The sequence below is a fragment of the Bifidobacterium apousia genome (assembly GCF_007559275.1).
Classification (GTDB): Bacteria; Actinomycetota; Actinomycetes; order Actinomycetales; family Bifidobacteriaceae; genus Bombiscardovia; species Bombiscardovia apousia.
In genome coordinates this window covers 156633-169663 of sequence record NZ_VMHK01000004.1, presented here as the reverse complement: position 1 = coordinate 169663, position 13031 = coordinate 156633, and the positions used below count along the sequence as shown (strand labels likewise).

Annotated in this window: 4 protein-coding genes and 1 pseudogene; all 5 read left to right on the top strand. The window is 61.2% G+C overall.

Annotation, left to right across the window (positions count from 1 at the left end; all coding sequences use genetic code 11):
* Positions 1 to 3555: RCC1 domain-containing protein (locus tag FPK30_RS06575; RefSeq protein ID WP_476695619.1), on the top strand; the 3555-nt coding region annotated here is incomplete at its 5' end.
* A gap of 511 nt (positions 3556 to 4066) precedes the next feature.
* Positions 4067 to 7121, top strand: a pseudogene (locus FPK30_RS06570) (RCC1 domain-containing protein).
* 472 nt (positions 7122 to 7593) lie between these two features.
* Positions 7594 to 8631: a LacI family DNA-binding transcriptional regulator gene (locus FPK30_RS06565; RefSeq protein ID WP_198199097.1), complete on the top strand. Its 1038-nt coding sequence runs from the start codon at positions 7594 to 7596 to the stop codon at positions 8629 to 8631.
* 54 nt (positions 8632 to 8685) lie between these two features.
* Entirely contained in the window at positions 8686 to 9669 is a 984-nt protein-coding gene (locus tag FPK30_RS06560; protein ID WP_420809430.1) for a ribokinase, read from the top strand.
* 619 nt (positions 9670 to 10288) lie between these two features.
* On the top strand, positions 10289 to 13021 hold the full coding sequence (locus tag FPK30_RS06555) for a sensor histidine kinase (protein WP_144085814.1): 2733 nt from the start codon (positions 10289 to 10291) through the stop codon (positions 13019 to 13021).
* The last annotated feature ends 10 nt before the right edge of the window (positions 13022 to 13031 follow it).

The following is a 13031-nucleotide window of genomic DNA, read 5'->3' as shown; positions in this document are numbered from 1 at the left end:
TCGCATCCGCCCAGGCGGACGCTCCCATACTCACCGGGGGGGGGGGGTCGTCAGACCCCTCGCGTAGCTAAGCAAACCCCCGGCACTCTCCCCAGCAACGCAACAGACACACCACTGCCCTCGCCATCACCAATACAAACCACCACACCATTAAGCACCGCAACACCAACCCCAGACACCCCGTCATCGACGACGGGAACACCTGACAATACAGACTCAGCTCCGTCCAAATCAGCTGAAAAGACAGACGATCAAGCCGCGCACTTAGTGCGTTTCGACCCCGCCGACGGCAGCAAGCCGACACAGTCAACCGTGAAAACCGGGACTCTCGCCGCTCCCCCGCAACAGAACCCTGTGCGTGAAGGCTTCCGGTTCGACGGGTGGACATACGACTGCCAGCCTTTTGACTTTCAGACCCCCATCCTCCAGGACATGACCCTGAAAGCCCGTTGGACCCAGGTCACGAACTGGACGCTGAGCCCGGACCATGGACCCGCCACCGGAGCCCGGCTGACCATCAGCCCGCCCAGCCTGCAGGAGCCTTACTACGTCAGTGTCCAAGCCGCAGGAGATCAGTTTATCGGTATGACAGGCGACGGGCGCATCTACACCTGGGCGCGAGACCGCACACCCAAACTGGTTTCCGCCCCCGCCCAAGCATCCGACGGATTCCACTACCTGCAGGCCGCAGCAAGCGACCAATGGCAGGCGGCTCTCGGATCCGACCAGCACATCTACACCTGGAACAGCCAACAAGCCACGCCCACCACCCTCAAGACCAGCCAGAACACCCAGTTAACCAGCATCAGCGTCAACGAGAACCGGCTCCTGGCCGTGGACCAGCAGGGACAGGTTTACGCCTATCAGACCAGCCAGGCCGGCGGGAATGATCCCAACCCAAAGCCAGAAGAGCAAACCGTATCACGCCTGCCCGGACAGGCGCAGGCCGTCTTCGCCGTCGCCTCTGCCAGCCGGATCCTTGCCTTGGACACGGACGGGCAAGCATGGACATGGGATGCGACCAACACCGGCAACACCCAACCAGAGCACATCAGGAAGAACCCGGGCGCGCGCATCATCCAGACTGCAGCGCTTAACAAAGGCTTTCTCATCCTGGATTCACAGGGGCAGGTCCACTACCTAGCAGGCAGCACGGCCGGCATGACCCCGGTGATCCTGCCGGGCGGCGTACAGGCCAGCAGGATCACCGCCGACGAGGACCAGGCCATGATCACCGGCAAGGACGGCCGCCTCTGGGCCTGGCAGCCCGGCAGCAAGCCCATGCGCGCCGACAACGCGAACCAGCAGTACACGCAGGCCGTCAGCACCGCCAGCAGGATCATCGCAATCAACCGGCAAGGCGGCATATACACGTGGAGCCTGGATGCCCAAGGCCGGCCCGGTAAAGCGGACAGAACACACACGACCACTGTCCCCATCCTGGAATCAGCCAGCATAGACGGCCAAGCACTGACACTCCACAAAACCAACGATGCTTGGCAGGCGCAAGCCCCGGCCCGCAAACCCGGACAAGCCATCATCGTCATCACCGGCAGACAAGACAACCAGACTTTCACCAGAAACCTCAACTACACCGTCGACCAGACCCTGACCAGAGACACGAGATCGGCCTCCACCCACACAGTCACCTTCAACACAGACAAGGGAAGCCCGACGCCCGGCCCCCAGCAGGTCGACTACCCCTACGGCAGGGTCCAGCGCCCCGCCCCCGACCCAACGCGCGAAGGCTACCGATTCGACGGATGGTTCATCAACAACGTCGCCTACGACTTCAGCAAACCCGTCACCAACAACCTCACCCTCACCGCCAAATGGACACGCTTAGACTCAACCAACACGTGGAAGATCAACCCCGACAAGGGCAGCCAGCTGGGCAGGCAGCAGACCACCATCACCCCATCACCCGGCCGCGGCATACGATTCAGCCAGATCAGCGGATCAAAAAACTATTTCTCTGGTTTTTCCTTAGCTGTAGGCAGCGACGGGAATGCATACGCCTGGGGAGACAACACCTATGGTGAGCTTGGCGACGGGACGACCACCGAACGGCATACGCCGGCCGTAGTAAAGACGCCTGATCGCAAGACGTATCCGGACCTGCCGCCGGATTTCACCTATGTGCAGGTCAGCGCCGGAGGATGGCATTCCTTGGCCCTGGGCAGCGATGGATACGTGTACTCCTGGGGATGGGACTTCTATGGCCAGCTCGGCAACAACACCAGCGGTTACAGCGTATATTCGTATGTTCCTGTGCGTGTGCGCGACCCCAACAACCCTACTGATGCAAGCAAAGGGCTGAAAGCCACACAGGTTAGCGCCGGAGCCTCACATTCATTGGCCTTGGGCAGCGACGGATGCGTGTACTCCTGGGGAAACAACCTATATGGCCAGCTCGGCAACAACATCACAACGGATTCGTCTTTCCCTGTGCCAGTGCACGATCCTAAAAGCCCTACTGATGCGATCAAACAACTGAAAGCCCTACAGGTCAGTGCCGGAGCCTCGCATTCGCTTGCCGTGGGCAGCGACGGATACGCATACGCATGGGGATACAACCACAATGGCCAGCTCGGCAACAACACCAGTGGCGACTCTGCGAATTCGACCGTTCCTGTGCGTGTGCGAGACCCCGCCAACCCCACTGACACGAGCAGAGGGCTGAAAGCCACACAAGTCAGCGGTGGGAACGCTCATTCGCTTGCCGCAGGCAGCGACGGGAACGCCTACGCATGGGGATACAACGGCAATGGCCAGCTCGGCAACAACACGAAAATAGATTCGTCTTTCCCTATGCCCGTACGCGACCCTAGCAGCCCATACGACTCAAGCAAAGGACTGAAAGCAACGCAGGTCAGCGGTGGAGAAAATCATTCGTTGGCAGTCGATCAGGACGGCAACGCCTGGGCATGGGGAGACAACGATCATGGCCAGCTCGGCATCAAAAGCACAAAAGATCAATCGTTCCCTGTTAAGGTATTCGCCTCCGCGCAATCCACAAGCACGGCCGGCCCCTGGTTGCACGTCGCGCAACTAGTCGCCGGGGACCATCATTCGCTGGCCATTGACACGGACGGAAACACCAAAGCATGGGGAATAAACAACTCTGGCCGGCTCGGCAACGACAGCATCCCCACAGGTGAAAATACAGGTGAAAATAACAGTAAAGCTCAGAGTCTTGTTCCTGTGCCGGTGGCGTTCAACCTCCAGCCGGTAATCAGCGCAGTCAGATTCGACACAAGCCCAGCCACGAGCCTGAACCAAGCCAGCAACAGCAACAGCGTCACCGTGGTGACTCCTGCACATGAGCCGGGACCTGTCACAGTGAGCGTCGATTACACACTCGGCGGCACAGGACAGATTTTAACCGACAAGTCTCTCACCTACACGTACACGCCTTTGGGCGTGCTTCCCAAAGCCGGAGGGGAGGGCATCCTGCTCGCCCTGGCCACGGGCATGACCGGCATGGGCGGGGTCCTGGCATCCCGCCGCCACCGGAGGGAAACACACCAACTGTCACACGCTTCGCACGAGTAAGAACGGCCGGGGGCGTATCAATCCCCCCGCCCCCGGCCAGAACAGGGGGAGCAGGGAGGAAAGTGTCATTCAAGGCTCAAACCCCAAAAGAGCCGACACCCCTCCTGCCCCCCCCCACCACACTTCTGCCGACGGGAACACGGGCAATCCACTCTCATTCCCGCCTGAGACAGATTTAGACGCGGCCAGACTCGCCACGGGTACACGATCCCAAGTTAATCCTGCCGCCGTCCGCGCTCACCATCCCAGAAAATTGTTGTAATCAGCCGCCCTACCCCTACTATCAGAGTCATTGACGCCAAGCGGTTGAAACTGGCTCGTGTGTTGTTGGCGGGCTGGGTGGTAGGGTGAAAAGCGGGGGATGTCGAAAAGACGACTGGTTTACGCCATGGCTACTGCAATACGATGCAGGGCTGGCATTGACAGACAGCACGGCTTTCCGACAGGAAGAACTTTGAATAGGCAGGCGGTGTTGATACCGCTTGGTGTTTGGTGAAGGGGTTTTGGTTTCATGCATCTGGTTTCCCGTCTGCGTCGCATCACGGCGATGACGACCATCCTGCTGGGACTGCTGGCAGGCATGGGCGTCGCATCCGCACAGGCGGACGCTCCCATACTCACCGGGGGGGGGGGGTCGTCAGACCCCTCGCGTAGCTGACGGAACCCCCGGCATTTCCCCCAGCAACACAACCAGCACAACACTATCCACACCCTCACCAATACAAACCACCACACCATTAAACCCCGCATCACCTAAGCCGGGCACCCCGTCATCGACGACAGATGCTACTGGCAGTGCAGAATCCACTTCAACCAAACCATCCGATAAGACGGATGATCAAGCCACACACACGGTGCGATTCGACCCTGTTGACGGCAGCAAGCCGACACAGTCAGCCGTGCAAACCGGGACTCTCGCCGCTCCCCCGCAACACAATCCTGTACGCGAAGGCTTCCTATTCGACGGGTGGACTCATGACGGCCAGCCCTTAGACTTCCAGGCTCCCATCCTCCAGGACACGACCCTGAAAGCCCGGTGGACCAAGGTCACGGACTGGACGCTGAGCCCGAACCACGGGCCCGCCCCCGGCGCACGGCTGACCATCAACCCGCCAGACATGCAAGAACCTAAGTTCGCCAGCTTCCAAACTTCAGGCAACCAAATTATCGGCCTGACCGGCGACGGGCGCATCTACACCTGGACGCAAGACGGCACATCTAAGCAGGTGCCCTTCCCCGCCCAGGCTCCCGACGGGTTCCACTACCTGCAGGCCGCAGCCGGCAGCCACCGGCAGGCCGCCCTCGGATCCGACCAGCACATCTACACCTGGAACAACGGACAATCAACGCCCACCATCCTCGACACCGGCCGGAACACCCAGTTCACCAGCATCAGCATCAACGACGACAGGCTCCTGGCGGTGGACCGGCAGGGACAGGTCCACACCTTCCAAACCAGCCAGGCCGACAGCCAGGGCCCGAACCCGAAACCCGCCGAACAGGTCACGACCAGGCTGCCCGCTCATGCGCAGGCCGTCCTCGCTGCCGCCTCCGCCAGCCGGGCCCTCATCGTGGACGCTGACGGGCAAGCCTGGATCTGGGACGCAAGCAAGATTGGAAAAGCCGAACCAGAACGCATCAAGCAGGATCCGGGCATGCGCATCATCCAAGCGCAAGCCCTCAGCAGAGGATTCCTCCTATTGGATTCAAAGGGACAGGCCCGGTACCTGGCCGACAGCACAACCAGTCCTACAGCCGTCAGCCTGCCGGACGGTGTGCAAACCAGCCGGATCACCACCGGCAATGACCAGGCAATGATCACCGGCAAGAACGGCAGCATATGGGCGTGGGAGCCAGCCGGCAAGCCCACCCAGGCGGACGACAGAACCCAGCAGTACATGCAGGCCACCAAGGCCGGCAACAGGATCACCGCCATCAGCAGGCAGGGCAACATATACAGGTGGAGCCTGGACAAGCAAGGCCAGCCCGGCAAGCCGGCAGGGATCACCACCACTCAAGCACCCAGCCTGGAATCAGCCAGCATGGACGGGCAGCCGCTCAAACTCAGCAAGAACAACGACGCCTGGCAGACGGACATCCCCGCCCGCAAGCCCGGACAAGCCGCCATCCTCATCACCGGCAGGCAGGACGGCCAGCCCTTCACCAGAAGCCTCAACTACACGGTCGACCAGACCATGACCAGAGACGACCAACAAGGACCCGCATACACGGTCCGCTTCGACACGGACGGAGGAAGCCCGGAACCGGACCCGCAGCAAGTGACCCACCCGTTGGGCAGGGTGAAGCGGCCCACACCCGACCCGGCGCGCGAAGGCTTCCTGTTCGACGGATGGTTCATAGGTGAAGTCGCATACGACTTCAGCAAGCCCGTCACCAAGGACCTGACCCTGACCGCCAAGTGGACCGAAAGCCAGAACAACAAGTGGAGCATCAGCCCCGACAAGGGCAGCCAGCTGGGCGGCGGATCCGCCACCATCATTCCTCCAGACAAGGCCAGCCAAGGCATCAGATTCAGCCAGGTCAGCGGAGGAAGAAACAGCAACTATGGTTTCTCCTTGGCGGTGGGCAGCGACGGAAACGCCTACGCATGGGGAAACAACAGGTATGGCCAGCTCGGCGACGGGACGAGAACCAGCCGGACCACGCCGGTCATGGTCAGGAAGCCTGATCCCAAGACGTATCCGGACCTGCCAGCAGATTTCACCTACGTGCAGGTCAGTGCCGGAGGCGCTCATTCACTGGCCCTGGGCAGCGACGGGTACGCCTACGCCTGGGGAAGCAACAGCAGTGGCCAGCTCGGCAACAACAACAGTGGCGAAGATACGTATTCGTCTGTTCCTGTGCGCGTGCGAGACCCCGCCAGCCCGGCTGACGCGAGCAAAGGACTGCAAGCCACACAGGTCAGCGCCGGAGGCTGGCATTCGCTGGCCCTGGGCGGCGACGGAAACGCCTACGCCTGGGGAAACAACAGGTATGGCCAGCTCGGCGACGGGACGACCACCAATAGGACCATGCCGGTCATGGTCAGGAAGCCTGATCCCAAGACGTATCCGGACCTGCCAGCGGATTTCACCTACGTGCAGGTCAGTGCCGGAGGCTGGCATTCGCTGGCCCTGGGCGGCGACGGAAACGCCTACGCCTGGGGATGGAACCACTATGGCCAGCTCGGCAACAACAGCACCAGCCGCTCGACTGTTCCGGTGCCGGTGGCGTTCAATCTGCAGCTGGTGATCACCGGCGTCAGATTCGACCAGACCCCCGCATCAGGGCTGATGCACGGCGAAGGCGGCAGCGTCAGCGTGGCAGCACCTGCACACGCGCCGGGCACGGTCACGGTCAGCGTCGACTACACGTTGGGCGGCGCACCCCAAAAGCCGGACACTACCCTCAAGTACACGTACCTGCCGCTGGGCGTGCTCCCGAGGGCCGGAGGGGAGGGCATCCTGCTCGCCCTCGCTACGGGGATGACCGGCATGGGCGGGGTCATGGCCTCACGCCGCCACCGGAGGGAAGCACGCCAACTACTTCACGCTTCGCACGAGTAAGACCGGCCGGGCGGCATATCATCCCCCCGCCCCCGGCCCGTACAGGGGGAGCAGGGAGGCCAGTGCCATCCAAGGCTCAACCCCAAGAGAGCCGACACGCCTCCCGCGCCCCCACCACACTCCCGCAGGCGAAAGCACGCGAGCAGACATGCACGCCCTACCGCCCCCGCCCGGGAGAGAGGAAAACAGCGGCCAAGCCGGCCGAGGGCATACATGCTCCAGCCAGCCCGGCCGCTGTTCATCCTCCCAATACCAGCATAATCGCGCAAGCAGTAACCCTTCACCCAGCATTTAGCCTCGCTCGCCTTCACTCGCAACCGAGCCTCGACGGCCATGCTGTGAAAGTTGCGGTATCGTTACCGCACTGATATAACTGAGAGCTGTCAGAACCGTTCGCCTGACCATGGCGTCGGTCAGGCAACCGCCGAGGTCGGCAGCACGGCCCGGCGGCCGACCACTTCGACGAAAGGCCATGATGGCGTACGCGACGATCAGGGATGTGGCCCAACGGGCCGGTGTCTCCGTATCGACGGTCTCCCGAGCCCTCAACGACTCCGGGCGCATCTCCCCCGCCACACGACAGCGCATCAACCAGGTCATCCACGACCTGCACTATGTGCCGGACTCCCGGGCCCGATCCATGCACTCCGCCCACTCGCGCACCATCGGCCTGCTCATCCCCGACATCCGCAACTCCTACTTCGCGGACCTGGCCTACCTGATCCAGGGACAGCTGCTCAACCACGGCTTCCAGACCCTGATCTGCACCTCCACCCAAGGCGACCCCGGCGAGGACCGGGCCCAGGTGCGCAACCTGCTAGGCCAACACATCGACGGAGCCATCATCGTGCCCGGGCCGCGTTCCTCGCACACCCTGGAGGAGCTGACCAGACGCGGACTGCCCCTGGTCTGCGTGGACCGTGCCGCCGAGGGTGCCGCCGGACGCGACGGGCGGGCCATCCCCTGCGTGGACGCCGACCCCGAGCCCGGCCTGCGGCTGGCCCTTAAAGATCTGCACACCCAAGGCCACCGACGCATCACCCTGGTGCCCGGACCCCTCAAGGAATCGGCCACCTTCCGCGAACGCCTGAACGTCTACCGGGACCTGCTGGCAGGCATCGAGGGCATGGACGACCCCCTGGCCGACCAGGTAGAGCCCGGCACCTTCGACCCCGACATGATCGACCTCTGGGCCCGGCAGGGAATCACCGGCGTGCTCTTCGGATCCTCCCTGGATGCCATACGCGCCATCAAAACGGCCCAGTCCCGAGGAATCAGCATCGGCGAGGACCTGTCCATGGTCACCTTCGACGACCTGCCCGTCTTCCGCATCCTGACCCCAGCCGTGTCGACCATCTCCCAGCAGATCGACACCATGGGGACCCGCTGCGTTGACATGCTCTTGGCTCTGATGGCAGGCTCTCCCGTGCGGTCGGTCCGGCTGCAGACCAGCTACCGCCACTGCGCCTCGGTGGGTCGCCCGCCCGCGCACACCGGCCAGGATCCCTGAACCTGTCACAGCGTGATCATCAAGGCGGACAAGCTCATCAAAGAACGGAGAAACATGATTCAAGATATGGCGGCGGCACCCGACCAGGTGCTCAAGGGACTGGATACCATCACGGGATCCATCTCGGTGGTCGGGTCCATGAATGCGGACTACACCGTCAACACCGACCGGCTGCCCAAGCCCGGCGAGACCATCAACGGGGGTCCCCTGGAGGTGCTGCCCGGGGGCAAGTCGGCCAACCAGGCGGCGACCGCGGCCCGCATCGGCGCCCAGGTCAGGCTCTTCGGGGCCGTGGGATCCGACTCCAACGCCGACTTCCTACTGGGGCAGCTGGGCAACGCCGGGGTGGACGTCTCCCATGTGATGACCGTGCCGGGAGCCAGCGGAACCACAGTCATCACCGTGGACGCGCGCGGCGAGAACACCATCGTCTACTCCCCCGGCTCCAACGGCAAGGTGGATGTGGACTACGCCCACCGCTCCCGCCAGGCCCTGACCTCGGCCAAGGTGCTGGGCCTGTGCCTGGAGAGCCCCATCGAGACGGTCACCGAGGTCGCGCGCATGGGCCACGAGGCCGGCATGACCGTGCTGCTCAACGACTCCCCCTTCCGCGCCGACCTGCCCGCCGACCTGATCGCCAACTCGGACCTGATCCTGGTCAACGAGCATGAGATGGCTCAGCTGCTGGGCATCGACGAGCCCGAGGATGGCGACTGGCTGGGGGCCGACTGGGACCGGATCAACCAGACCATGCAGGACTTCGGCTTCCACCGGGCCATCGTCACCCTGGGCGGCGAAGGATCCATGGTGCTGGACCAGGGCCAGACCTACCGGATTCACGCCGTGCATGTGGACGCCGTGGACACCACCGGCTGCGGGGACGCCTTCATGGGCACCGTGCTGGCCGGCCTGGCCTCCGACATGACCCTGGTGCAGGCCGCCCAGCTGGCCTCCTACGTCTCCGCCTACGCCGCCACCGGGCAGGGGGCGCAGGCCTCCTACGGCACGGCCGAGCAGATTCGGCTGCGCTTCTCCTGAGATTGGGTGCCCTCCCCTGCGTTGTCAGGCCGACGAACCGTTGCGGAATGCACGACGATTCGTCGGCCTGACTGGTATCTGTGGAATACAGGCTGGATGGATGGATATGGGGTGCATACTTGTTGCCGGTTGCCAATTGCCGGTGCCGGTTGAGCGCAGATGTGGAATCCATATGGAACCCATACCCATTGCCGACTGAGTGCAAGTCTGCGATCCGCTCTCACTGCCTGCTGAATCCAAGTACGGAATCCGAGCTTGTTGCCAGTTAAAGCCCTCCAAGGGTTGGGACGTACATTGGGGTACGCATACGTCTCGGCCGTGCATGCTATGCAGAAAGCCATTCCAAGTAAGAATGCGTGTACGTAAGAATGTATTTACAGCACCACGGCAAGGAACGGTACTAGGCCTTCCAAAACCAAAGCGGCTAGACTGATAACGGCAATCGCCATCTGCAAAGCCGCCATCTTCCGACTCACTATCTTCCGAATCGCCATTCAGCACCCACTCCCGATCGCGACTGCTCCGACTTATCCACTTTCGGACAGCCTGGGACCACATTTGACCACATCATCCCTCGGACTGATGGCACCTCCCTCCGTCCCTGAATAGTGTTGATTCCATGAGCACAGCCAGTCAAACAACGCAGCGACCAATCACCAGGTCCAACAATCGAACGCTGCTGACTGACGCTCTCTTCGCCATCCTTCTGCTTCTTCTAATGAGCGGCTCCACCGCCAATCTCAAAGATGGAGCCCTAATCCCCTTGCAGGAAAACCTAATCCTGATGTGGACGGTCCTGCTCATAGCCCCTGTCGTTATCCGTCGTCGATTCCCCGACCTGGCAGCCTGGCTCTTCGTCGCTGTGGCTCTGGCTCAGCTTTTCTTGGGACCAGCCATCATGCCCGCCGATGCAGTCTGCCTGGTTATGGTCTATTCATGTCTGCTTTACGGACGCCCATCCTTGCGTCGACTCTACCTGACCTTGGCCTGGGTCATGACGCCCCTATCCTGCTGTATCTTCACATTGGTCGATTTGAGGTTTCTGCCTCCTGGCAGAGCACAGCCGGACCGTACCTCAATGTGGCCGATCTCATTCAGAAAACTGGCGACCACCTTCCTATCGAATTTTCTGATCGAAGGGCTTTTACTGCTCCTAGCCATCGTCGCAGCCTACTGGACGCGGACCAGGCGAGATGCCCTTGACGAGGCTCGTCGACGCAACCACGCCCTGGCCCTGCAGGCAGAACAGAGCGCCGCCCTGTCTGCCAGCGCTGAGCGGGCCCGCATAGCCCGTGACATGCATGATGTCGTCGCCCACACACTGTCCATCGTCATCGTGCAGGCCGATGCCGGCAGATACGCAGCCACTACCGATGCAAGCCTGGCCTTCAAGACCATGCGAACCATCGATCAAGAGAGCCGTCGCGCCCTACGCGAGCTGAGCTCCCTCTTCGGCAAGCTCAAATCACCGACCAACCCAGCGGCCGAAACCAGCCAAAAAACTGTGGATTCTCCTCCCAATCAGCACCCGTCTTCACCACCACCAATGGACCCTGCCGACATCCATCCCCTTGACCAATCTCAAGCAACTACCCAAACGAATTCCGCTCGTCAATCCGCAAACGCTGATGATCCGGATCCAGCCGGAACAGATCGCACTCAGCCAAGTCAAGCCAGCGACTATCTTCATACAAGCAAAGAGACTCCAGCTGCTAACACTGCCAAGGCCAACATTGACACGGCCGACAATGCGTGTATTTGGCCCTCAGTTGCCACCTCTTCAAGCAATCCGCCGACCAGCTACGGATCATGGTCTGACCTGATAGATGCTGCCCAACGCACTCAGCCCGAATCCCAATTCAACCGACGTGTCAAAGGCCGACCCCACCCTGAAAAGTTGGATCGAAGCCGCGCCATGACTGCTTATCGGGTCCTTCAAGAAGCCTTGACCAATGTTCGCAAGCATGCCGCTCCAGCTTCGGATGTGCTAATTGAAGAACAGTGGCTCACAGACGGTCTGTGCCTAACCATTGACGACCAACCGCTCGACCATGCCACTACCAATTCAGATTCTCCGCCGCAGATGGACCGACCTGAGCATTCAGGTTTCGGCCTTTTGGGAATGCGCGAACGCCTGACTTCCCTGGGAGGCAGCCTCCAAGCTGGTCCCAAGTCAAAAGGCGGTTACCACCTCCAGGCGCGGATTCCTTTTGCTACTCCGCCAAAATCCGACCCTGAAGGAGTAATACATGCCAACCGACAAACGCAATGGTCCTTGCGTTCGATTGTCTCCACGCTCTTCGTTTGGTTTCAACGCCATCCGCTGACGGCCGACCTGGGTCTGGTAATCGGAGTCGTATTGGTAGAAAATCCAGGTCAAGCTCTCGCCATAGCACCTGTCACTCCCCAATATGATCCAGGTCGGCCAGTAAGAATCATTGCCACACTAGCTATCACTTTGCCCCTGATTGTGCGCAGGGTCCGTCCCGACATTTGCGCCGCCATAGTGGCTGCAGTCGCCGCCCTGCTGCTGCTCTTCTCGCCCTGGCTGCCGGAAGCTGCAGTCTTATCCCCGATCGCCGTCTATTCGGCGATGGTTTACGGTAAAAACTCCACCAGGCGCTGGGTTCCGTTCGCGGTCATCACGGATATGGTTTTGTGGGCTGTCAGATGTGCAGTCAATAACCAAGGGTGTCCCACCATTTTGTCCTACATGACAAAAGGACCAGCAGGTTCACCTTTCTCTGCATCCCATCTAACGCTTTTCATAGTGATGGCCACACCGGCCTTGATCTGCCTGCTGACCATTCTGATTGCCTCACGCCGACGCACTCGTGGTTCGGTCCTGCTTCTCCAGCAGGAACGCGAGCGCGCACTAAACCAGACCTTGCAGGAAAGCCAGGCTCTGGCAGCCAACCAAGAGCGTGAACTTATCGGCGCCACCATGCAGGTAGAGGTGGCCGCCACACTGAATACAGTCATTACATCCACCGGCAAGGCCATCGCCGAGTTGAACGATTACCAAGTCAAGGAGGTGGACCCTCCCCAAGAGCAGGTAGCACAAGCCTTCGGCGACATTGCAACCCACGGACGCCAGGCCCTGGCTCGTATGCGACAACTACTCACAGTCCTGCGTCACAGTTCCAGCACTGATTCGCACTCAAACACTGACACCGCCAATTCCTCAGACACGAGCCTCGATTCAGACAGGAACCATATGGTCGATCCTACCCACAAGACCGCACCTTTGCCGCCTCTTCACCCAGCCAAACCCCTTCCAGTAGATATTGACGATCAGCCTGACAACCCTCAGCAACAGTCACAACAGGATAAGGAACCAAAGCATGTCTGATCGGACCAAC

What these genes read in the sequence shown, in the direction of transcription:
- FPK30_RS06565 (WP_198199097.1), top strand. Translation starts at nt 7,594, where the DNA reads ATGATGGCGTACGCGACGATCAGGGATGTGGCCCAACGGGCCGGTGTC.
- FPK30_RS06555 (WP_144085814.1), top strand. Translation starts at nt 10,289, where the DNA reads ATGAGCACAGCCAGTCAAACAACGCAGCGACCAATCACCAGGTCCAAC.
- FPK30_RS06560 (WP_420809430.1), top strand. Translation starts at nt 8,686, where the DNA reads ATGATTCAAGATATGGCGGCGGCACCCGACCAGGTGCTCAAGGGACTG.